Annotated in this window: 20 protein-coding genes and 1 pseudogene; 7 read left to right on the top strand and 14 right to left on the bottom strand. The window is 60.7% G+C overall.

Translation table 11 applies throughout. The features are described 5' to 3' along the window. Positions 1 to 152 precede the first annotated feature (152 nt). From BN1115_RS16575 to BN1115_RS16555, 5 genes are all read right to left on the bottom strand, one after another. Positions 153 to 1127, bottom strand: coding sequence for a PstS family phosphate ABC transporter substrate-binding protein (locus BN1115_RS16575; protein ID WP_042658012.1), 975 nt, complete (start codon positions 1125 to 1127; stop codon positions 153 to 155). A gap of 178 nt (positions 1128 to 1305) precedes the next feature. After that, positions 1306 to 2601 carry a phosphate regulon sensor histidine kinase PhoR gene (phoR, locus tag BN1115_RS16570; RefSeq protein ID WP_042658011.1) on the bottom strand — a complete coding sequence of 432 codons (1296 nt, stop codon included), beginning with the start codon at positions 2599 to 2601 and terminating at the stop codon, positions 1306 to 1308. A gap of 8 nt (positions 2602 to 2609) precedes the next feature. Continuing rightward, positions 2610 to 3299 (bottom strand): phosphate regulon transcriptional regulator PhoB, encoded by a 690-nt coding sequence (gene phoB / locus BN1115_RS16565; RefSeq protein ID WP_005338414.1) that lies wholly within the window; start codon positions 3297 to 3299, stop codon positions 2610 to 2612. A 101-nt stretch (positions 3300 to 3400) separates the two neighbouring features. After that, complete coding sequence (locus BN1115_RS16560) at positions 3401 to 3811, bottom strand: VOC family protein (protein WP_042058514.1); 411 nt, start codon at positions 3809 to 3811, stop codon at positions 3401 to 3403. A 62-nt stretch (positions 3812 to 3873) separates the two neighbouring features. Beyond that, complete coding sequence (locus BN1115_RS16555) at positions 3874 to 4671, bottom strand: AraC family transcriptional regulator (RefSeq protein WP_042658010.1); 798 nt, start codon at positions 4669 to 4671, stop codon at positions 3874 to 3876. A 99-nt stretch (positions 4672 to 4770) separates the two neighbouring features. Here BN1115_RS16555 and BN1115_RS16550 point away from each other — a divergent pair, with 99 nt between their 5' ends. After that, positions 4771 to 5670: a DMT family transporter gene (locus BN1115_RS16550; protein WP_042658009.1), complete on the top strand. Its 900-nt coding sequence runs from the start codon at positions 4771 to 4773 to the stop codon at positions 5668 to 5670. Between the two features lie 81 nt (positions 5671 to 5751). On the opposite strand, the gene BN1115_RS16545 is transcribed toward BN1115_RS16550, so the two are convergent. From BN1115_RS16545 to BN1115_RS16530, 4 genes and pseudogenes are all read right to left on the bottom strand, one after another. Further along, the gene (locus BN1115_RS16545; RefSeq protein WP_042058521.1) at positions 5752 to 6447 is read right to left on the bottom strand and encodes a response regulator; all 696 of its coding nucleotides are present in this window, start codon (positions 6445 to 6447) and stop codon (positions 5752 to 5754) included. A gap of 3 nt (positions 6448 to 6450) precedes the next feature. After that, entirely contained in the window at positions 6451 to 8019 is a 1569-nt protein-coding gene (locus BN1115_RS16540) for an ATP-binding protein (RefSeq protein WP_042658008.1), read from the bottom strand. Positions 8020 to 8036: 17 nt separating this feature from the next. Continuing rightward, positions 8037 to 9586, bottom strand: a pseudogene (maeA, locus tag BN1115_RS16535) (oxaloacetate-decarboxylating malate dehydrogenase). Positions 9587 to 9610: 24 nt separating this feature from the next. Beyond that, on the bottom strand, positions 9611 to 10927 hold the full coding sequence (locus tag BN1115_RS16530) for a 2-hydroxycarboxylate transporter family protein (RefSeq protein ID WP_042658007.1): 1317 nt from the start codon (positions 10925 to 10927) through the stop codon (positions 9611 to 9613). Positions 10928 to 11914: 987 nt separating this feature from the next. Between BN1115_RS16530 and BN1115_RS16525 the strand changes: the two genes are divergently transcribed. From BN1115_RS16525 to BN1115_RS16505, 5 genes are all read left to right on the top strand, one after another. Next, positions 11915 to 12427 carry a MarR family transcriptional regulator gene (locus BN1115_RS16525; protein ID WP_042658006.1) on the top strand — a complete coding sequence of 171 codons (513 nt, stop codon included), beginning with the start codon at positions 11915 to 11917 and terminating at the stop codon, positions 12425 to 12427. Between the two features lies 1 nt (position 12428). Next, positions 12429 to 13484, top strand: a complete 1056-nt coding sequence (locus BN1115_RS16520; protein WP_042058530.1) for an HlyD family secretion protein — start codon at positions 12429 to 12431, stop codon at positions 13482 to 13484. After that, positions 13474 to 14565, top strand: coding sequence for a DUF2955 domain-containing protein (locus BN1115_RS16515; protein ID WP_244152290.1), 1092 nt, complete (start codon positions 13474 to 13476; stop codon positions 14563 to 14565). The genes BN1115_RS16520 and BN1115_RS16515 overlap by 11 nt, the downstream gene beginning before the upstream one ends. Positions 14566 to 14728: 163 nt before the next feature. Further along, positions 14729 to 15487 carry a substrate-binding periplasmic protein gene (locus tag BN1115_RS16510; RefSeq protein WP_042658004.1) on the top strand — a complete coding sequence of 253 codons (759 nt, stop codon included), beginning with the start codon at positions 14729 to 14731 and terminating at the stop codon, positions 15485 to 15487. A 147-nt stretch (positions 15488 to 15634) separates the two neighbouring features. Further along, positions 15635 to 15991, top strand: a complete 357-nt coding sequence (locus tag BN1115_RS16505) for an MliC family protein (protein WP_042658003.1) — start codon at positions 15635 to 15637, stop codon at positions 15989 to 15991. Positions 15992 to 16047: 56 nt separating this feature from the next. On the opposite strand, the gene BN1115_RS16500 is transcribed toward BN1115_RS16505, so the two are convergent. The 4 genes from BN1115_RS16500 to nrdD form a co-directional block, all read right to left on the bottom strand. Then, positions 16048 to 16440, bottom strand: a complete 393-nt coding sequence (locus BN1115_RS16500) for a TonB family protein (protein ID WP_042658002.1) — start codon at positions 16438 to 16440, stop codon at positions 16048 to 16050. Positions 16441 to 16617: 177 nt separating this feature from the next. Beyond that, positions 16618 to 16788, bottom strand: coding sequence for a YqaE/Pmp3 family membrane protein (locus BN1115_RS21910; RefSeq protein ID WP_005338440.1), 171 nt, complete (start codon positions 16786 to 16788; stop codon positions 16618 to 16620). 64 nt (positions 16789 to 16852) lie between these two features. Next, a complete protein-coding gene (gene nrdG, locus BN1115_RS16490) occupies positions 16853 to 17362 on the bottom strand; it encodes an anaerobic ribonucleoside-triphosphate reductase-activating protein (protein WP_042658001.1) in 510 nt (169 codons plus the stop codon). 100 nt (positions 17363 to 17462) lie between these two features. Further along, positions 17463 to 19580 carry an anaerobic ribonucleoside-triphosphate reductase gene (gene nrdD / locus BN1115_RS16485; protein ID WP_042658000.1) on the bottom strand — a complete coding sequence of 706 codons (2118 nt, stop codon included), beginning with the start codon at positions 19578 to 19580 and terminating at the stop codon, positions 17463 to 17465. Between the two features lie 445 nt (positions 19581 to 20025). Here nrdD and BN1115_RS16480 point away from each other — a divergent pair, with 445 nt between their 5' ends. After that, positions 20026 to 21000: an ABC transporter substrate-binding protein gene (locus BN1115_RS16480; RefSeq protein ID WP_042657999.1), complete on the top strand. Its 975-nt coding sequence runs from the start codon at positions 20026 to 20028 to the stop codon at positions 20998 to 21000. Positions 21001 to 21087: 87 nt separating this feature from the next. On the opposite strand, the gene ligA is transcribed toward BN1115_RS16480, so the two are convergent. Continuing rightward, entirely contained in the window at positions 21088 to 23094 is a 2007-nt protein-coding gene (gene ligA, locus BN1115_RS16475; RefSeq protein ID WP_042657998.1) for an NAD-dependent DNA ligase LigA, read from the bottom strand. Positions 23095 to 23158: the final 64 nt, after the last annotated feature.

Below are 23158 nucleotides of genomic sequence, written 5' to 3'. Positions count from 1 at the left end.
TATTCTCGGAAATGCCGCCCTGCTACGCAAGGGAACCAACGCCCGGCTGGCGGAAAAATATCCATCCTGCGCTATTAACAAAACGGACAGCCGCCAAAAACAAAACGAGCCCGCTTGGGCTCGTTTTATCAGGGCATGCTGACTGCAGGGAGTTACATGATACCCAGCTTTTTCAGGTCAGCCTGTACCACCTTGGCCGGCACTGGCACGTAGCCATCTTTGGCAACGATGCTTTGACCCACTTTGGAGAGCATCATCTTGACGAACTCTTGTTCCATCGGAGAGAGCGGCTTGTTCGGATGCTTGTTCACGTAAACGTACAGGAAGCGCGACAGCGGATACTTGCCGGTGATGGCGTTGTCGGCATTGGCTTCGATGAAGGTCTTGCCATCCTTGGAGAGCGGTACTGCACGCACGCCGGAGGTGACATAACCGATACCGGAGTAGCCGATGCCGTTCAGGGAGGCAGAGACAGACTGCACCACGGAGGCAGAACCCGGCTGCTCGTTCACGCCGCTCTTGAAGTCGCCGTTACACAGGGCGTGCTCCTTGAAGTAACCGTAAGTACCGGATACCGAGTTGCGACCGAACAGTTGCAAATCCTTGCTGGACCAGTTGCCGTCCAGACCCAGATCAGACCACTTGGTGGCCGCCTTGGCTTCGCCGCACTTGAGGGTGCTGGAGAAGATGGCGTCGATCTGCGGCATGGTCAGCCCTTTGATGGGGTTGTCCTTGTTGACGAACACCGCCAGCGCATCGACCGCGACGCGAATGGCGGTCGGCTTGTAGCCGTAACGCTTCTCGAATGCTTCCTCTTCACCGGCCTTCATGGCGCGGCTCATCGGGCCAAACTGGGCAACACCTTCGGTCAGGGCAGTCGGCGCGGTAGAAGAACCGGCGGCCTGGATCTGCACGTTGACGTTGGGGTACAAACGCTTAAATTCTTCGGCCCACAGGGTCATCATGTTGGCCAGGGTGTCCGAGCCGACAGAGGACAGGTTGCCTGAAATGCCGCTGGTCGGGGTGTAATCCGGCAGATCTTTATCCACACCGGCAGCCAGGGCGCTGACAGAAAACAGGGTTGCTGCGGTGAATCCGATTACACCAGCCAGTTTGTTGAGTTTCATCCAATCTCTCCAAAGTTACAGAAGGTCCGTTCTTAAGACGGCGCCAGTATCTGACCTGGCAGTGACAAATTTATGGATTTAATGTGACACTTTAATGACATGGCAACTGATTTGAACAAATGAAAAGAGGGCCCGTTCAGAGGCCCTCTTTTTACAGCTAACCCATTGCCATAAAAGACTATTTAATCACCACCATGCGGCTTGGGATAAGAAAGCTAAAGCGGCTGCCAAGGCCGACCCGGCTCTCGATATCGAGCTGGCAGTCGTGGTGACTGAGGGCGTGCTTGACGATGGCAAGGCCGAGTCCGGAACCGCCGGTGTGGCGGGAACGGGCCTTGTCGACCCGATAGAACCGCTCGGTAAGCCGCGCCAGATGCTCGGGGGCAATCCCCTCCCCCTCGTCGCTCACCGCAAACAGCGCCATCGCCCCCTGCTTGCGCCACTCCACGGTAATTTTGCGCCCCGCCGGGGTGTAGTGGATGGCGTTGTAGACCAGATTGGAAACCGCACTGCGCAGCTGCTCCTGATCCCCGCGCACCAACAGGTCGGGCTGCACCATGAATTCGATCTGGTGGGCCCGCTCGCCCGAGAGCGCCCGCGCCTCCTGCTCCAGCAGCCCCAGCATGGCGGGCATGTCCACCAGATGGGAGAGATCAACGCTCGGAGCCGCCTCGATACGCGATAGGGTGAGCAGCTGATTGACCAGATTGTCCATGCGGATGGTCTGTTCCATCATCACCCGATGCGCCTTGGCCCACATGGCGGGCGGTGGTGGCTCCTCGGTCATCTCCAGATAGCCCTTGAGCACGGTCAGCGGGGTGCGCAGCTCGTGGGAGACGTTGGAGACAAAGTGTTTGCGGGTCTTCTCGAGACTGCGCAGGCGGGTGACATCCCGCACCACCAGCATCGCCTGATCCGAGGCGTAGGGCATGATGCGAAACTCGAGAAATTTCTCCTCGTTGACCGGGGAGTTCATCTCCAGCGGCTCGTCATACGCCCCCTTGCCCAGATAGGTGTTAAAGGCCGGATTGCGAATGAGGTTGCCGATATGCTGACCGGCATCTTCCGGCCAGCGAAAACCGAGCAGCTGCTCCGCCAACCGGTTGCACCAGAGGATACTGCCGTCGGTGCGAAACACCACGGCGGCATCGGGCAGCGCCTCGGCCCCCTCCCGAAAGCGGCGGATCAGCCCCGCCAGCTCGCGGCGGCGCGCCCGGTGACGCTGCTGCAACTTGTAGATACCGTTGAAGATGTACTCCCAGCTGCCACTGCCGCTGGGGGGCACCAGGCTGCGATCGTGCCACAGCCAGTCCGACAGCCGCTTCTGGAAGCGATAGTGCCAGCCCAGATGACACACGGCCGCCACCAACAGGCAGAGGGGGAGATGATCAATCAGCCAACCGAACAGAGCGAAAGGCAAATAGAAAAACGCCATCCGCCACAACTGTCGCCGCCAGGCGTAAGGTTGCAACATAACTGCCTCTAGAGACGGGTTGAGAAGCGGTATCCGGCTCCACGCACCGTCTGGATCAATCTGTCGTGCCCGGTCTCTTCGATCGCCTTGCGCAGGCGACGAATATGCACATCCACGGTTCTGTCCTCGACGTACACATTGGTACCCCAGACATTATTGAGCAGCTGTTCACGGCTGTAGACCCGCTCGGGGTGGGTCATAAAGAAGTGCAGCAGCTTGAATTCGGTCGGCCCCATGTCGAGCGCCTTCTCTTCGGCACTGACCCGGTGAGAGACAGGATCGAGTTTCAGCCCCTGCACCTCGATCACCTCGTCCACCGAGGTGGGCGATACACGGCGCATCACCGCATGGAGGCGAGCGGTGAGCTCCTTGGGCGAGAACGGCTTGGTGATGTAGTCGTCGGCACCGGCCTCCAGACCACGCACCTTGTCCTCCTCTTCACCGCGGGCGGTGAGCATCACCACCGGGATCTGGCGCGTTACCTCATCCTGCTTGAGCTGCTTGATAAACTGGATGCCACTGCCGCCCGGCATCATCCAGTCCAGCACGATGAGTTCGGGGTAGGGTTCGCGCACCTTCGCCAGTCCATCGGCGTAATCTTCCGCTTCAATCGTCTCATATCCCTTCTGCTCCAGCACGAAGCAGAGCATTTCGCGGATCGGTGCTTCGTCCTCGACCACCAGAATTCGCTTAGCCATTCCCTTCTCTCTCCTCTGTGAAGATGGGTGCGCCAATTATTAGAACTTTCTGTGACACTTTTATGACTTTATGACAGGCGGGATGATAAACGTTTTCAGATTCAGTTGGCAGCAGCGCGTTGCAGCAAGTCCCAGCGGTTGCCACTGATGTCCTCGAACACCACAACGGTGCCGTAAGGCTCGTCGCGGGGCTGTTCACAAAAATGCACACCGTACGCCTGCATGCGCTGGTAATCCCCCCAGAAGTCATCGGTCTCGAGAAACAGGAACACCCGACCGCCGCCCTGCTGGCCGATGGCGGCCTGCTGCTGCGCATTGGCCGCTTGCGCCAGCAGCAACGCGGAACCGGGGGCACCTTTGGGGGCAACCCGCACCCAGCGCTTGCCCGGTTTGCCCGGTTCATCGAGCCGGGTATCTTCCAAGAGCGCGAAGCCAAGTCCCTCGGTAAAAAAGCGGATGGCCTGATCGTAATCGGCGACCAGCAGGGTCAATGCACCTATGTGTTGTGACATGGCAGAAAACTCCTCAATTGTTGGATCAACAGGGCGCCTGCGGGCGCCCTCATCATTTTGAATCACAGCTCCCTTTTGCTACCAAGCTGCTGGCGGTAACGCTGGGGGGAACAGCCCAGCTCCCGGTTGAACATGGCGATAAAGGCCGAGGTGGAGCCATAACCGAGCCGCCAGCTGATCTCCTGAATGGGCAGGTCGCCCTTGAGCCAGGCCAGCGCCTTGAGCAGCCGCAACCGCGCCCGCCACTGACCAAAGTTCATCCCCAGCTCCCGCAGGCAGCGGCGTGCCAGGGTGCGTTCGGTGGTATGCAGTTGTCCGGCCCACAGGGCCAGGGTGCGGGGATCGGCCGGGTCATGATGCAGCACCGCCAGCATGGGGGCCAGCAGCTTGTCCTGACTCATCGGCAGGTAGTTCTCCTGACAGCGGGTACGCGCCAGTCGTGCCACCAGTAGTTCAGCCTGCCGTTGATCCCACTCATCCATCATATGACCTACCCGCCGTTCGCAAAAATCGCTCAGCAGGGCGCGGATCAGCGGGGTCATCAGCAGCAATCTCGGCTCTGGCGGCAATCTGGCCGACCATTCGTGGCTGACGTAGATCGAGGTGTAGTCGAGGGCCTGTTCGTTGTAGGCGGTGTGGTCGAGATCCGCCGGCACCCAGATCAGGTAGTCGGCGGGCGCCACCAACCGCTGCACCCCCAGCTCCATCTCCATCACCCCCAGGCTGATCATGCTGAGCTGGCCCCAGGGATGGGAGTGAAGCGAGGTGATGCTGTCGGCTCGCAACTGCTGATAACGAAAATAGAGCGGATTGGGGGCTGGCAGCTCGCTATCGGTGGAATGGTAGTGGTGAGCCACCATGACAGGTTGTCCTTTCTGCGGGATCATCTGTCTTTTTTACGCTACTTGCCAATAGAAAGACAAGGGTAAACTTGCCAGCCTGACAATAAGGAGCCTCTGATGCGAATCTTTTCCCCCCTGCTCTTTCCGCTGATGGCGGTGCTGATCTGGGCCACCAATACCGTGGTCTCCAAGGCAGCGGCCAGCGTGCTCGATCCGGCGGCCATCTCCTTCTATCGCTGGGTCATTGCCGCGCTGGCACTGACCCCCTTCTGCCTGCCCCAGTTGTGGCGCCGCCGCAGCGAGATCCGCCCCTGGTTTGGCAAGCTGCTGGTGCTGGCGGCGCTGGGCATGGTGCTGTTCCAGTGTCTGGCCTATTACGCCGCCCACAGTACCTCGGCCACCAACATGGGGGTGATCGGTTCGCTGATCCCGATGCTGACCCTGCTGCTCGGCGCCATCGTCTTCGCTCAGCGTCCCGGCAAACAGGCGCTGGCGGGCATGAGCATCTCGCTGTTCGGGGTGGTCTGGCTGCTGAGCAAGGGCCAACCGCTGGCGCTGTTGCAGAACGGCATCAACCCCGGTGATGGCATGATGCTGCTGGGCTCTGTCAGCTATGCCCTCTACGGGCTGCTGATCCGCCGCTGGCAACTGCCGTTCGGTCCCTGGCTCAACCTCTATATGCAAGTCCTGCTGGCAGTCTTGCTGCTGGTGCCAGTTGCTCTGAGTGCCGATTCGCTGGCGGTGCCGGCCGAGGGGTGGGGGCTGGTGCTGTTTGCCGGGCTCGCGTCGTCCCTGCTGGCGGCCTACTGCTGGATGCGCGGTCTCGCCTGCATGGGGGCTGAGCGCACCTCGGTTTTTATGAACCTGCTGCCACTCTGTACGGCGCTGATCGCCGTCATAAGTCTGGGGGAGCCGATCCACGGCTATCACCTGCTGGGCGGGGGTCTCATCCTGGGTGGGGTGATGGCCTCCCAACTGAAGAGGCGTGCGCCGGTGGTCGAACGAGAAGCCGCTTGAAATTGTACTGTGTCCAGAAACAACAAGGGAGCCGCTGGCTCCCTTGTTGTTTTCACATGCATGTTGGCATCAACCTGAGGCTCACCCCGCCCGGCGCCAGCGATAGCGCCGCTCCGGTCGCCCCCGCTGACCGTAGTTGAGATCCACATCGACCCGGTCTTCCGACTCCAGATACTCCAGATAGCGGCGCGCCGTGGTGCGGCTGAGGGAGAGTCGCAGCGCCACAGTGTCGGTGGAGAAGACGTTCTCCGGCTCGCCAGCCAGCAGATCCAGCACCTGACGCAGGGTAATGCTGTCGATCCCCTTGGGGGTGACGCGCATCTCCTTGATCTGGGATCGCCCCCCCTTGCCCAACAGCTTGTCGAGATCGTCCTGCTCCAGCCGTCCCCGCTCGCACAGCCTGCTGTGCAGTTGCAGGATCTCGTCCAGGCTCTGTTGGATGCGAAACAACCGCAAAGGTTTGATGACATAGTCATGGACCCCCAGATTGAGGGCCTGCTGGATGGTCTCCACATCGCGCGAGGCGGTCACCATGATGACGTAGGCCTCGCGATTGTGACTGCGCAGGCGGCTCACCCACTCAAGGCCCGAGCCATCGGGCAAAGAGACATCCACCAGCAGCAGTTGCGGCACCACGCCGGCCATCATGGCATCGGCTTGGGCCAGGGTGCCGGCCCGCCCCAGCAGGGAGAAACCGGATGTTGCCGCCACCAGCTCTGACAAGATGGCACCGATCCGATCGTCATCTTCAATAACAAGCGTGATTATTGGGTCCATGGCTCACATTAATTGGTTTTTATTCAAGTAGATACCAAACAGTGTGGTCTGCTCGGCAGTTCGCCGCCATTCTATCACACCCTCGCGCCGCGCCACGGTCTCCTTGACCAGGAACAGGCCGACCCCGTGATCGCCGCTCTGGCGACTCACCCCGTAATCGAACAGGTGATCGGCCAGCGCCTCGTCGACCCCCTCGCCGCTATCCTCCACCTCGATCACCAGTCGCCGCCCCACATCACAAAGAGAGAGCAGCACCCGGGGCGGCCGCTGCTGGCGGTTGCGCCAGGCCGCCTGCAAACCGTTATCCAGCAGGTTACCAATCAGCGTGATGAGATCGGCAGAGACCGAGGCCGGGTACTCCGCCAGCGCCGAGTCGGGATCGAGCTCCAGGGTCACCCCCAGCTCGCGGGCCCGGCTGAACTTGCCGAGGATCAGCCCCGCCACCGGCTTGTTGTCGATCAGTCGCAGCAGCTCCTGCAACATGGTCTGGCACGCTTCGTTCTCCTGCTGGATCAGCTCCACCGCCTGATCCACGTGACCCAACTGCAACAGGCCGGAGAGGCTGCTCAGCTTGTTGGCAAACTCGTGGCTCTGCATCCGCAGCATCTCGGCGTACTGGCGCAGGTGGGTTACCTGCACCCCCAGACTGGCGGCCACCTCCGGACGGCTGAAGATCAGCAGCCGCCCCGGCGCCTTGCCCTGCACCGCCTGCCAGCGGCCGACGAAGGACTCCCCCTGAATGGTGAAGCTAACCTCCCCCGCCTCCTGCTCCAGACAGGGGCGCAGCGGCGGCACCAGCTCCGCCAGCGACTGCCCCAGCAGGGCGTGACGCCCGGTACCTGGCAGCCGCAACTGATAACTGGCGGTGCTGTTGATCATGTTGATGTTGCCGCTGCTATCGAGGGCAATCACCCCCTCGGTAATGTGCTCCAGCACCAGATCCTGCAGGGTGAAGCGGCGCACGATCGCCTCCGGCTCCAGATCGAGCAGGGTCTTGCGCAGCAGATATTGCACCCAGAGCGCCAGCAGCAGGCCGCATCCCAGCACCGCCACGATGGCGCAGACGAGCAGGGCTACCCGCTCCATGTAGATGCCCTCCACCTGCTGCATCAGGTAGCCCACCACCACGGCCCCCATGACGCGCCCGTCACCGCCCACCACCGGAGAGAAGCAGCGGATCGCCGGCCCCATGGTGCCCCGATCCTTGGAGCAGTAGCTGCGCCGCTCCTGAAGCGCGGGCCAGATATCCTCACCGCGAAATTTCTGCCCCACCAGCTCGGGGTTGGGGTGGCTGAGACGGCGACCATGTTCGTCGGTCACCACCATATAAGTGGCATCGGTGCGGTTGCAGACCGCCTCCATGTAGTCGCGCAAGGTAGGGTCACTGCCCTGACGCAGGGCCTCTACCACCCGGGTATCGGCCGCCATGACCCGTGCCAGATCGCTCCCCTTATCCTGCAGATTGCTCTCCAGCAGATGACGGATAAAGAGGGCCAGCAGGCTGCCCAGAATGAGGATCAGCAGCAGGGAGAGCCCAAGAGAGAGGGTGACCAGCTGATGGCGAAGTTTCATGCACATACCATAAATCGTCAGGACGCAGCCCAATAGTGCGGATGCCACCAGGTCTGGTCAATCAAAGGTGCAGGATCACCGGCAAAATCGGCCAGGCCCTCCTCGCGGGCACAGAGCGCGACCGCTCTGGCCACGGCGCGGGCTACCTCTCCCACCTGTTCAATCGGGGGCAGCAGTCGGCCCGCCACCAGCGGATAGGCGCCGACCGCCCGCACCGCGGCCAGCAACATGCCGTCGCTGATGCAGCGCGCCTTGACCGCGCAGGCCCCGAGGCCAATCCCCGGGAAGACATAGACGTTGTTGCACTGGGAGACCACCCGCCGCTCACCGGCCACCGTCACTGGCGCAAAGGGGCTGCCGGTCGCCAACAGGGCGCGGCCACCCGTGGCCGCCCACACTTGATCGGGCGTCGCTTCGGCGCTGCGGGTCGGGTTGGAGAGCGGCAGGATCACCGGCTGCTCGCACACCTCCCCCATCGCCTGCAGCACCTCGCCAGTAAAGAGGCCGCCCTGACCGCTCACCCCGATCAGCACCGCCGGGCGCACCTGACGGATGGTCTCCAGCAGCGAACTGTTGCCCTCGTTCACCGCGCGGGCAAACGGCTGCTGGGCGCGAGTCAGCGTGGAGCGATCGCTGCAGACCACCCCGTCCTGATCAAACAGCCAGACCCCCTCACTGCCCCCGCCAGCTGGGCCAGCATGGCGGCGATGCCGCAACCGGCAGAACCGGCGCCGACGATCAGCACCGGAGCATCGCACAGGGCGGTGCCCGCCTGCTGCAGACCGGCCAGCACACAGGCGGAGGCGACCGCCGCCGTGCCCTGAATATCGTCATTGAACATGCAGAGCTCGTCCCGATAGCGGGTCAGCAGGTTGGCGGCGTGCTTGCCGGCAAAGTCTTCAAACTGCAGTACCACCTGCGGCCAGCGCTTGCGAATGGCGGCCACCACCTTGTCCATGAAGTGGTAGTAGCTCTCACCGTCGATCCGCTGGGCCTGCCAGCCGAGGTAGGAGTCATCCTCCAGCAGCTCGGGGTTGTTGGTGCCCACATCGACACAGAGCGGCAGGGTGCGCGCCGGGTTGATGCCGCCAGCGGCGGAGTAAAGCGCCAGCTTGCCGATGCAGATCCCCATGCCGCCGATACCGAGATCGCCGAGCCCCAGCACCCGCTCGCCATCGGAGATGACAATCACGTCCACCTCCTGCTCCACCGACTCGAGGATGTCGTCGAGATCGTCCCTGTCGTGCCAGGAGAGGTAAAGCCCGTGGCTACGCAGATAGAGATCGCTGTGGCGCTGGCATGCCTCCCCCACCACCGGGGTGTAGATGATCGGCAGCAGCTCCGGCAGGTGGTGGCGCACCAGATCGTAGAAGAGTACAGGGTTGTCCTCCTGCAACTGGCGCAGCAGCAGATGCTGGTCAAACGGACTCTGCATGGCGCTGACCAACCGGTAGATCCGGCGTCGCTGCTGGGAGAGTGACTCCTCCTTGTGGGGCATGCGACCCCGCACACCCTGACGCTTGCGTTCTGCATAGGGCAGGCTGGTACCCATCATGATGTCGTTCATTTTATGTGTTCCTCAATCCGGTATTCAGGCAAGCAGGGAGATAAGGGCGGTGGCCAGGATCAGCATCACGGCGCCGCCGAGGCGAGAGGAGATCTGGGCAAAGGGCATCAACTTCATGCGCTGGGCCGCCGAGAGCACGGCCACGTCACCGGTGCCGCCCATGTTGGCCATGCAGAGTCCGCCGGTAATGGCCGCCTCGATGGGATAGAAACCGATCATCTTGCCGACCAGCGCGGCACCGAGGGCGCCACCGATCACGGTGACCATGACCAGCACGAAGTAACTGATCGAGAAGGCGCTGATCAGCTCCGGGATACTGGTGTAGGCGACACCGATCCCCACCAGCAGGGAGGGGGTCAGGTTGCTCACCACAAACTGATACCAGTCAGCAGCCGCCTGCTCATAACGGCGCGGCAGCACGCCGCTCACCTTGATAAAGGCGACCGCCAGAATCATCAGGGCAAAGGGGTGCATGGGGATAAAGTTGCCGAGCAGGGAGCCCAGCACAAACATGCTGGAGCTGATAAAGAGCCCCATGCCCAGACTCTGCAGGGTCGGTGCTTCAACCTGCTCCTCGGCGATGCTATGGCTACTTTCTTTGACCATCAGCTTGCCGTTGCCAGTCAGGGAGGGGTAACGGCGACCGAGGCGCGCCAGCAGGGAGCCCACCAGAATGGCCAGGGTGTTGGCGATCACTACCGCCGGCACCATGCGCGACAGCAGGTCGGCGCTGGACATCTGCATCGGGCCGGAGAGGATCTCCACCAGTGGCACGGCACCTGCGCCCATGCCACCACCCATGATGGGCAGGCCGATCAGCAGCACCGCATTCTTGAAGCCATAACCCATCAGGGAGCCGACGAAGCCGACGCTCAGCAGTGCCAGCGCCACGCCGCCGAGGATCACCGGCAGATAGCGCATGGCGGCATTTTTCAGCAACGCACTGCTCATGCCAAACACCGAACCGGTCACCAGACTGGCGATAAAGAAGTTGAGAAATCCTCCCTCCTTCATGAAATTGGTGATGACCTGCCCCGCCTGCACCGGCAGCAGCTGGTATTCGAACAGGGCAGCGCCGCCAAAGATGGCGAGGATGGTGCCGCCCCCCAGATATTCACGGATCGGCATGATCCGCTCCCCCAGCTCGGTCAGCAGGGTGCCCAGCACAAACATCAGCGCCAACGCACCGACCATGCCCAGTGGCAGCGAACCGTTCCAGCCGGAAAAGAGAACACAGGTCGCCAGCCCCAGAAATATAAAGAGCGGCATACCGGCAATTTGTTGGCCGCCCATCAAGGCGGCCTTTTCTTGTGTGGTTTGTAGGGTAGAGAGGTTTTTCATTGTTATGTACTCTGCGTGTGATTGTGGCAGCTACTTTATTGATCCCTCTCGCCCCTGTCGGTTAGCCAGACTGCAAAGCCATATAAAAACATTAAAAACTTAAACATCATGGTGCCGCCAAACTGCATGACTCAATAGATCACCAAGCCATCGATACCCGGCCAGACAAGTAAACAAGAAGATAAAACGAGCGACACGCATGGCGCGTTATTTGGGTGATCAGCAGTAATAGCAATCTGATGATCGTTCGCCTTTGGGGAAATAACAGAGCCAGATGAAAAACCCTGCGACCATTTATCGCCACAGATCCTGTAAGTGATAATCAGAGGGCAATGTCATCCCGATGCCGCGGTCGTTACGGCAGGCGGTATCAGGGATTGCGCGCACATTGGTGCAGCCAGCGAGATGAAAAATGGTGAGAGAGGCGGCGCAAGGAAGAGCGTTGAAATTGTGATGAGTCAAGCCAGCGAATACCAGGGCACTGGCTTGAACTCACAAGGATCACACACGGTCAGGTCTATTCTGCCAACAATAATGGAATATTGGCGGGGTCAAAATCATGACTGATATCGGCACTTCTGACAGCACCATCCCGATTCACGCCATGATGTGACTCTGCACCATATTCCCCGTCACTCAACAGAGTTTCAATTGCCAGATACACACATCCACTGTCATATCCATCCACAACCCGTTTCCCCCTTGTTTTATAACCCCATCAATATTAGCGGATAAAAAAAGCGCCGCTCGCCGGACCTGAAAATTTCATGAAAATATCCGCCTAATATCCTCCCTTCACGGCATCCTATCTGGAGCGGTAAAAGAGCCCCGAGTGGATCAGTGCTGCAAACAATATCAGGGGCCCGAATGCTACTCACCCGACCCCGACGAAAGATCCGACCAGAAACACGATCGCCATCACACCATTTACTTAGCCTGCTAAATAAGTAGAATGCTTAGCAGGCTAAGTACATTGAGGATGAGAAGATGACGGATCTGGAAAGGTTGCGCGAGCTGTCGCTCGCCGAGCAGATAGCGCGGATGCACCGGCTATGGCGTACTGCCGCCGATCTGGAGTTGGCTCCCCTTGGCCTCACTCATCCCCGCTGGACCGCGCTGTGGAAACTCTCCCGCATGGGGAACCATGTCAGCCAGAAGACCCTGGCCGAAGCCCTCGAGATAGAGCTCCCCTCCCTGATGCGCACTCTGGGCCAGCTGGAAGAGCAGGGGCTGATTGAGCGCCACTGCTGCAGTCAGGACAAGCGGGCCCGTATCGTCTGCGTGACCCCGGCTGGCCAGACCCTGCTCGATCAGATCGCCGACCGCATCATGAATATCCGCCGCGAACTGCTGGGGGGCATCGACGAGCAGACCCTGCAACTGTTTGAAGCCACGGTGCAGCGGATCTCGGCCAATGCCCTCAGCAAGATTGAACAGCACCACGACCGACAGGCAGGAGGCGATACAAGCCCTCCCTATGCCAGCACAGAGAGAGAATAAGATGACACCGGATCAACAATTTACCCGCTGGATCAAATGGTCCATGGCAGGCTTTGCCGCCCTCTTCGCCTATTTTCTGGTAGCCGATCTGCTGATGCCCCTCACGCCGCAGGCGATGGCGACCCGGGTGGTCACCAAGCTTGCCCCGCAAGTGAGCGGCAAGGTGGTCGAGGTTGCCGTTCACAACAACCAGCAAGTCAAGAAAGGGGACCTGCTGTTTACCCTGGATCCCGAACCCTTCGCTCTGGCGGTAGAGCAGGCCCGTTTGGCCTTGGCTCAGGCCGAACAACAGAACCGTGAACTGGATGCCGAACTGACCGCTGCCGCCGCCGATATCAGCGCCAAAGAGACGCTGGCCAGCCAGAAATGGCGGGATGCGGAGCGGACCGATGCGCTGTTCCAGCGCCACATGGTCTCAGTGCAACAAAAAGATGAGGCGGACAGTGCCCTGCGCAGCGCTCAGGCCAACCTGCGCGCCAGTCAGGCCAAACTGGCCCAGATCAAGGCCAGCCGCGGCGTAACCGGTGAGGACAATCTGTTGCTGCGCCAGGCCCGCAACAAGCTGGCGCAAGCGGAGCTGGCGCTCGCCTATAGTCGGGTGCATGCGGATCAGGATGGCACCATCACCAATCTGCAGCTCAAACCGGGCAGTATCGCCAGCGCGGGCAGCCCGCTGCTGGCGCTGGTGTCGGAGCAGGTCGATGTGATCGCCGATTTTCGCGAGAAGAGCCTGCGCCATGTTGGCGAGCAAACCCGCGCATTGGTCGCCTTCGATGGCGAGCCGGGCCAGCTCTATCCTGCCCGGGTGAGCAGTCTGGATGCCGGGGTGAGTGCAGGTCAGTTTGATGCCAACGGTCGGCTGGCGGCGCCGGTGGAGTCGGATCGCTGGGTTCGGGATGCCCAGCGGATGCGGCTGCACCTCGAGCTGGAGCAGTTACCCGACCACCTGCCAGCCGGGGCGCGGGCCACGGTGCAACTGCTGCCGGACAATGCCCTGACCGCCATGCTGGCACGGGGCCAGATCCACCTGCTCAGCCTGCTGCATTATGTCTATTAATCAGGTATCTACTCATCCCGTAGCTACCAATACCGTGCCTGCTCATCACGCCGCGCACCTCTGGCATCGGCCCCTTACCGGCAACGAGCTGCGTCAGTGTTTGCGTATCGCCTTTGGCTGCACCACGGGCTTTCTGCTCTGCAAGCTGTTTGGCTGGGGTTACGGGGTCTTCTACACGGTCACACCGGTGCTGCTGCTGGGGATGGTGCCGGTGATGAATGGCCATGCCGCCCGCCAGCTTATCGCTTCGGCGGTGGTCTGTGGTGTGGAGGTCGGGTTGCTGGGGGGGCTGTTTGGCAGCCATCCGGTGCTGATGACCCCCATCGCCTTTCTGTTGTTTCTCTACCGCTTCGCTGCCATGTCGCGCGGCAGTCTGTTTCTGTTCGGGGCCAACGGGGTGCTGAGCCTCAGCATCATGCTGCACTTTGCCAGCTATCCGCAGACAGATCTTAACGATCTGATTTTCAACAATATCTGGGCGAACATCCTGTCGGTGCTGATCGCCTATCTGATGACGGCGCTGATCCCCGACCTGGAGGCTCGACCGAAACCGGCACCCGCCCCCAAGGCGCCGCACCGGATGCGCCACGAGGCGCTGCTGGGCGCCACAGTGGCCACCCTGTCATTCCTGACCTTTCAGCTGTTTGATCTGCGTGACTCCATGTCGGCCCAGGCCACCACCCTGCTGGTGCTGTTCCCCATGCACTGGAACGGCGCCCTCAGTTATGCCCGCAAACGGGCGATGGGCACCTTGCTGGGGGTCACCTTTGGCCTGCTCGGCCAGCTGGTGCTCTATGACTGGTCAGGGCAACTGCTGCTGGTCGCCCCGCTGCTGTGGCTCGGCGCCATGCTGTTCAGTCATGCCCACGTCAAGGAGGCTGGCGGCTCGGGGGTCGGCTTCGGCGCCCTCACCACCCTCGGTATCCTGTTTGGCCAATACCTCACCCCGGGCAACGATCTGGTGTTCAGCGCCCTCTACCGGGTCAGCAGCATCCTGTTTGCCATCGTGGTCACCCTGCTGGCCTGCTACCTCATCCACCGGTTGCTCAACCGCTTCGAGGCAACCCGCTTCGGTTATTGATTTCCTGTTGTAAACACTGTTGTCAGCCCATGGATGAGCTCTCTTTCGCCCCGTCGCCTGCCGGGGCGTTTTTTTGTCTCTCTTATTTTCCTCCCTCCTGCCGCCACGGATCAGCGCAGAAGTGTGGCTATGCTTGTAAGGCTGCTGTCGATGAGGTGTACCTATGGTTCCGTGGTTAAAAAAATGGCTGGTTTGTCTGGTGCTGCTGGCCACCAGTTCGCTCGGGGCCACCCCGCTGATCATTGGTGCCGAGGATGACTGGGCTCCCTACTGCGAGCGCGACAAGGAGGATGGCCAGCCTCGCGGGCTGGCGCCGGAGCTGGTCAAGGCAGTGTTCGCCGCCGAAGGGATCGAGATTGTGTTTCGCCCCCTCCCCTTCGCCCGCTGCATGCACGATGCGAAAAGCGGCAAACTTGCGGGGTGCTTCAACGCCACCATCACCGAAGAGAACCGTTACCAATACCATTGGCACGATACCCCCATGTTCGAGGAGGATCTCGCCATCTTCGCCCTCGCCAGCGAACCACAACGGGATCTCAAGCTCACTTCGCTGGAAGGCAAGCGGGTGGGCATCACGCTCGGTTACACCTACCCCACCGATTTTATGGAGAACCCCAGGATCACCCGCTTTCAGGCCAAATCTGATGCGCAGATCCTCGAGATGCTGGTACGCGGCCGGGTCGACTACATCCTGATGAACGGCATGCCGGGCTACCTGAAGATCCAGCAGAAGCAGCTGACCGGCAAGGTGGTCAAAGTTGGCAAACTCTCCACCGATGGCTTCTGGCTCGCCTTCTCCCGCAACGCCCCGCAAGGGGAAGCGCTGGCCAAGCGGTTCGAGCAGGGGCTGCAGAAGATCAAGAACAACGGCACCTATGAGACTCTGATCCGCCAGTTTGAAACCCGACTCGGCTTGCACTGATGGCGGGTACCTTGCTAACGCCGATCCCCCCCTCACACTCGCGACGGTATGCCGGACAGCCAGCGACGCACCGAATGGCCGCGATGATTGCACAATAACGGCAACCTGTTAGGCTCACGCCCGTATGACACCAATGGAGCTGTAATCATGAATAAAGTACATGTGATGGCCGCTGGTGCGCTGGCCCTCGGCCTGCTCGCTGGCTGCAATCAGGGCAATACCCTCTCCGTCACCGGTGGCGAGCCGGTCAGTTACCAGTGCGAGCAGGGCAAGAAGGTGCAGGTGCGCTACTTCTCTCTCTCCGACGAGAGCCTCAGCTTTATCAAGCTGTCGCTGCCGGATGGCAAGGATTACACCCTGCCACAGGCCATTTCGGCCTCCGGTGCCCGCTATACGGACGAGCACGAGGCTGTCTGGTGGAACAAGGGGAACGAGGGTTTTGTCGAGCTGCGGGATCAGGATGGCGAGTGGCAGACCGCCTACAACGACTGCAAACAGCAATAAACGTGACCCCGGCTAGGCCGGGGTCTCTGTTTCTCTGGCATCGAAGTGGTGGGGGATCAGTTGATCTCGATCTCGAAGCGGTTGGTCACCTCGACCGGAATGGCATCCGGGTTGCCCTCTGCCGGGCTGTAGCGGATCCGCGAAAGGGTCGCCAGCGCACTCTGCTCCAGCTCGCCGGGGGGCTCGGCCGCCACCACTTCCGGTTTGACCGGCGTGCCGCTGGCGTCGATTTGATAGCGTACTTCCACATACCCCTTGACCGGTTTGGCCGGCAAGGCGGGCTCGTCATTGCCAAGCCATGACCACTGCGTCTCCTGAACCCAGTAGCTGGACAACTGCTCGAGAGGGATAGCGATCGGAGCGCGTTCGTGCGCCACCTCCTGACGGGATGAGCACCCCAACAACAGTGTCACTGCCAGACCTGACCATACTGCGACTTTCCACTTCATGTAACGCTCCTTGTTCTCTGCCGGTGCTTGTTGCCGGACTGCGGGGCGCTCAACACGCGCCCCCTTGGTCAGTCATCCATCCTAACGAAAAAGTATTCGTATGAACATGAACAAAAGGGCCAACCCCGAGAGGTTGGCCCTTTTATCGTCAATGAGCTCACTAACCAGCCGAAGGCATCAGCCGCGCTTGTCGCTCACCACCAGCCAGAGCGCATGCACCATGCCCGGCAGACCGCCCATCAGGGTCAGCACAATGTTGATTAAAAAGTGCAGGCTAAAACCCACCTGGATAAAAGCGCACACCGGGGGCAGGAAAATGGCCAGCAGGATCTTGAGCAGATTGTTCATCTCGGCTCTCCTCTTCATGAATGTCGTCAGGATTGGAATGGGCTAACCATAAACATCCCGGACTTCAACTGCAAACCAGACAGGAAATTCGCTCACCCCTTTCACGCCAGGCGTTGAGGTCGTGGATCTGCTGATTGCTGCTGCCACGCCAGAGCAGGCCCGGGTCTGCCAGCTCCTTTTCAAACTTGCCATCCACCAGCACATCCAGCAGGGCAACCAGCTCGCGCTGGGCATCTGAGAGCTCGCCGAGCAAATAGCCGGTCCAGCACCAGATATCCTTGCCCGGACACTCGGTGCGCACCCGTTTCACCAGCGCCAGCACGTGGGGTACGTTGGCGGGGTGGAGCGGATCGCCGCCGGAGAGCGACAGACCTCGCCGTTTGATGCGGCTGTCGTTGAGGTCGCTAATGACGCGATCGCTCATTACCTTATCGAAAGGCTGGCCGCCATCGAGCCGCCAGGTGCTCTGGTTGTAGCAACCCTGGCACTGGTGCTCGCAACCGGAGACAAACAGGGTGGCGCGGGTGCCGGGGCCATTGATCACATCGACCGGGTAGTATTGGTGGTAGTGCATCACTTGTTTCCTGCCTCGTTCACGGGAATACGGCATGACTGCCGCCCTCCAATGAAAATGGCCCCTTGAGTCAGGGGCTAGCTCTTCATCGCTTGTGCGCTTACATATGTTTGACGCGGCGCTTCACTTCTTCCTGCTTGCCCGCATTGAAGGGGCGCGCATCCGGGCTACCGAGGTAACCGCAGACACGGCGGGTCACCGACACCTTGGCGGGGTCGTGGTTGCCGCAGCGCGGGCAGGTGAAGCCCTTGGAGGTGCACTCGAACTCGCCGGTGAAGCCGCAGTCGTAGCACTCGTCGATGGGGGTGTTTGTACCGTAATAAGGCACCTTGTCATAGCTGTAATCCCAGACGTTTTCGAGCGCTTCCAGGTTGTGCTGGATATTGGGGTACTCGCCGTAGCAGATGAAGCCGCCGCTGGCGATGGGCGGATAGGGCGCCTCGAAGTCCAGCTTGTCGTACGGGTTGACCTGCTTCTCCACGTCGAGGTGGAAGCTGTTGGTGTAGTAGCCCTTGTCGGTCACGCCGGATACCACGCCAAACTCCTTGGCATCGATGCGGCAGAAACGGGTGCAGAGGTTCTCGCTCGGGGTGGAGTAGAGGCTGAAGCCGTAGCCAGTCTCCTCTTTCCACTCGTCGATGGCCGCCTTGAGGCGGGAAATGATGGCGATGGCCTTCTGTTGCAGCTCGGCGCTGTCAAACAGGTGCACCTTGTCGCCAAACAGGGCGTTGATGGTCTCGTGAACCCCAATATAACCGAGGGAAATGGAGGCACGACCGTTCTTGAAGATCTCGCTGACGTTGTCGTCCGCCTTCAAGCGCACGCCGCAGGCCCCTTCCATATAGAGGATCGGTGCAACCCGCGCCTTCACCCCGTCCAGACGGCTGATGCGGTACATCAGCGCCTTCTTGGCGACCCGCAGGGAGGCATCCAGACGATCCCAGAAATCCGCTTCATCACGGGATTTCAGCGCAATGCGCGGCAGGTTGAGGCTCACCACACCCAGGTTGTTGCGACCTTCATGGATCAGCTCGCCATTCTCCTCGTAGGCACCGAGGAAGGAGCGGCAACCCATGGGGGTCTTGAAGGAGCCGGTCACCTTCACTACCTGGTCGTAGTTGAGGATATCCGGATACATCCGCTTGGAGGCACACTCCAGCGCCAGCTGCTTGATGTCGTAGTTGGGATCACCCTGCTTGTGGTTGAGGCCATCCTTGATGGCGAACACCAGTTTCGGGAACACGGCGGTCTTCTTGTTCTTGCCAAGGCCAGCGATGCGATTGCTGAGGATGGCGCGCTGGATCATCCGCGACTCCCAACTGTCCCCCAGACCAAAGCCGAAGGTAACAAACGGCGTCTGACCGTTGGCGGTGTGCAGGGTGTTGACTTCGTACTCCAGCGACTGGAAGGCGTCGTAGCACTCTTTCTCGGTGCGGGCCATGGCGTAGGCTTCCACATCGGCAATGCCCCACTCTTCGGCCACTTCACGGTGCTTCTGCCAGCTGATGGTCACATAGGGGGCCAGCACTTCGTCGATGCGGTTGATGGTGGTGCCGCCATAGATATGGCTCGCCACCTGGGCGATGATCTGGGCGGTTACGGCGGTGGCAGTGCTGATCGATTTCGGAGTATCGATCTCCGCATTGCCCATCTTGAAGCCATGGGTCAGCATCCCTTTCAGATCGATCAACATGCAGTTGAACATCGGGAAGAAGGGGGAGTAGTCGAGATCGTGGAAGTGCAGATCACCACTCTCGTGAGCCTGAACCACATCACGGGGCAGCATGTGGCTGGTGGCATAGTGCTTGGCGACGATACCGGCCAGCAGGTCGCGCTGGGTCGGGATCACTTTGGAGTCTTTGTTGGCGTTCTCGTTGAGCAGGGCGGCATTGGTCTGCTCGACCAGACCACGGATCTCCTGCGCCAGACGGCCACGCGCCTCGCGAGCCTGATCCCGATCGTGGCGATATTCGATATAGGCACGGGCGATGGCCTTGTCGTCGGAAGCCATCAGGTGGTTTTCAACCCGGTTCTGGATCTCGTGGATATCAACTTCACCACGCCCTTCCAGCTCCTGGCTGACCGCGCTTGAGATGCGCAGTGCCAGCGCCGGATTGGCCTGATTGACCGCTTCCGCCGCTCGGCTGACCGCCTCTGCAATCAGCTGGGCATTGAATGGTGCGCGACATCCGTCACGTTTGATCACAACCGGTTTCATGGATTTTCCCCGTTAAAAGGCCAGGCATTTGCCTCTGGCTCACCCTTGTTGGGCCCCCCTCCCGGCATCTCGTCCTGGACGCAAATAAATTCAGCCGAGGCTTGACAAGCCTGGGCTGAAGATAGGAAGGGAACAGCTTATACACAGCTTAATAACACAACATATAGGGATTAAAAACGAATGCGTCCCTATATGTGGTGTCTATTAGGCACCAAAGCGCAGCCTCATTTCTTGATCCAGAACAGGTTTTTCAGCGAGCGGGACAGTTCACGACCAACCACAAAAAGATCCAATCAAATCCAATCTCAAGCGTGGTGCGGGCTGGCGTCCGATCCGCCCAGCCGAAAAAAAATCGCCCCCCACCACACCGGTTTCGAGATGACAGCACCAACCAAAACCACCCATACTGAGTAAGTACACTCTTCCGCTCGACAAGGGATAACCCATGCGCACCTCCCTGCTGTTGCTACTGCTTGCCACCCTCGCCCTGCCGCTCCGGGCAGCCCACATTCTGGTGATCAGCAGCTACCATCCCGAATACCTGTGGGACCAAAGCTATAACGAAGGGCTGCTCAATGGTTTGCAGGGAGAACACAAGATCTCTCACTTCTATATGGATACCAAGCGTCACCCGCGGGAGGCGTTTGACGACATTGCCCAGCAGGCCATCGCCTTCTATCTCAAGAGCAAACCGGATCTGGTAGTGCTGGGCGATGACAATGCCATCAACTATCTGGCCAACGAGATCGCTTCGCTGGGCACCCCGGTGGTGTTTCTTGGCATGAACGAGAACCCGCGCCTCAAGGGGTTTGTCGGCCACCCCAAGATCACCGGCGTGCTGGAGCGGCCGCTGCTCAAACGCAACATCAGCGAAATGAGCCTGCTGATGGGGGGACTCGACAAAGCGCTGGTGCTGTTTGATTCCAGCAACGTGGCGCTCACCGCCATCGAGGATGAATTCAAGACCCAGACCGAACTGCGGGTCGGCAAGACCCGGGTCAACAGCCAGTTGCTTGGTGACTACAGCCTGTGGCAGGAGGCGGTGCTCAACGCCAGGAAGAGTGGCTATCAGGCGATCTTCCTCGGCCTCTACCACACGCTCATCGACGAGCAGGGCAAGCATGTGAGCGAACAGACGGTGCTGGAGTGGACCAGTGCCAACAGTCCGGTACCCGTTTTCTGCTTTTGGGAGTTTACCGTCGGCAAGGGGATGGCCATCGGCGGGCTGGTGCTGGACGGTCACGATCAGGGGATGCAAGCCGCTTCCCTGATCAACACCATACTGGCGGGCACCCTGCCCCGCACCCTCTCCCCGCGCGCGGCCCTACGCGGCGAGTATGTCTTCAGCAAGAGCGAGCTGGCCCGCTGGCAGCTCACCGTGCCCGACAAATGGCGCCACAAGATCCTCTGGCGCGAGTGAGTGACTGCCCTACAACAAAAAGAGAACCCGGCCATGCCGGGTTCTCTTTTATCGGGTGCCGCGGTTAGCAGGCTTGACGAGGGCTATTCAGCCCTGCAACGCCTGTTGCAGCTCCTCTTCGGTCCAGATGGTGATGCCGAGCTCCTGCGCTTTGGTCAGCTTGGATCCCGCCGCTTCCCCCGCAACCAGCACATCGGTCTTGGCAGATACAGACCCCGCCACCTTGGCACCCAGCGCCTGCAGCGCCGCCTTGGCATCGTTGCGCGACAAAGTAGTCAGCGTGCCGGTCAGCACGAAGGTCTTGCCGGCAAAAGGCTGCTCAGCAGCCTCTTTCTTCTGGATGGCTGGCCAGTGGATACCGGCGGCCAGCAGGGCCTCCAGCACCTCCACGTTGTGAGGCTGACGCAGGAAGTAGTAGACATGCTTGGCCACTACCTCGCCCACATCGGCCACCGTCAGCAGTTGCTCCACCGAGGCGGCGCGCAGGGCATCCAGCGTGAGGAAGTGGTTGGCGAGGTTCAAGGCGGTCGCCTCCCCGACTTCGCGGATCCCCAAGGCAAACAGGAAGCGCGGCAGGGTAGTGCTGCGGGCCGCATCGATGGCGGCCACCAGATTGAGGGCAGATTTTTGCCCCATCCGCTCGAGACCGGCCAGCTGGATGGCGTTGAGGCTGAACAGATCGGCGGGGGTCTTCACCAGTCCCTTGTCCACCAGTTGCTCGACAATCTTGTCGCCAAGGCCATCCACATCCATGGCGCGACGGGCGGCGAAGTGCTTGATCGCCTCCTTGCGCTGCGCCTCGCAGAACAGGCCACCGGAGCAGCGGGCAACCGCTTCCCCTTCCAGCCGTTCAACCGCAGAGCCACAGACCGGACACTCGGTCGGGAAGAGGATCGCACGAGCGTCGCTTGGGCGCTGTGCCTCCACCACGGCGACGATCTGCGGGATCACATCACCGGCACGACGCACGATCACGGTATCGCCGATCATCACACCGAGGCGCTCAATCTCGTCGGCATTGTGCAAGGTGGCGTTGGAGACAGTCACGCCACCGACAAACACCGGTTTGAGCTTGGCTACCGGAGTCACGGCGCCGGTGCGGCCGACCTGAAACTCGACGTTCTCAAGCTCCGTCATCTCCTCCTGCGCCGGAAACTTGTGAGCGGTCGCCCAGCGCGGCGCCCGGGCTACAAAGCCCAGTTCTTCCTGCAGGGCGATGGCATCCACCTTGTAGACCACGCCGTCGATCTCGTAAGGGAGCTCGCCTCGACGGGCCAGAATGTCGTCGTGGAACGCCTGACAACCGGCAGCCCCCTCTTTGAGCTTCACCTCGGGACTGAGCGGCAGCCCCCACTCCTTGAGCTGATGAAGGCGACCAAAGTGGGAGTCGCCCAGTTGCTCGCCCCCCACACCCACGCCATAGGCGTAAAAGCTCAGGGGACGACTGGCGGTGATGCGTGAATCGAGCTGGCGCAAGCTGCCTGCGGCGGCGTTGCGCGGGTTGACGAATACCTTCTCGCCCGCGGCCAGCGCCCTGGCGTTCATCGCCTCAAAACCGGCTTTGGGCATAAAGACTTCGCCACGCACCTCTAGCCGGGCAGGCCAACCCGTGCCACGCAGCGCGAGCGGAATGGCCTTGATGGTACGCACGTTCTCGCTGATCTCCTCACCGGTGGCGCCATCGCCCCGGGTGGCCGCCTGCACCAGCTGGCCATCCACATAGAGCAGGCTCACCGCCAGACCATCGAGCTTGGGCTCGCAGCAGAAGGTGAAACGCACCTCACGCTTGAGGCGATCGCTCATCCGCTGTTCGAACGCCTGCAGCTCTTCGCTGCTAAAGACGTTATCCAGACTGAGCATGGGGATCTCGTGGCGCACCTGACTGAACGCCGTCAGCGGCTGGCCGCCGACCCGCACGCTGGGGGACGCCGGCGTTTTCAGCTCGGGGTGCTCGGCTTCCAGCGCAATCAGCTCGCGCATCAGGCGATCGTATTCGGCATCCGGCACTGTGGGGTTATCCAGCACATAGTACTGATGACCATATTCGGTAAGCAGTTCACACAATTGACGGTGGCGGGAGAGGGTGTCGCTCATGAAAAAGTCTCGAAGTGTGATTGAACATCCGGCCGGGGTAGAAACAAAAATGCGGTACCAGGGT

The organism is Aeromonas allosaccharophila (genome assembly GCF_000819685.1).
Lineage (GTDB): Bacteria > Pseudomonadota > Gammaproteobacteria > Enterobacterales > Aeromonadaceae > Aeromonas > Aeromonas allosaccharophila.
This window is presented reverse-complemented; position numbering and strand designations above follow the sequence as displayed.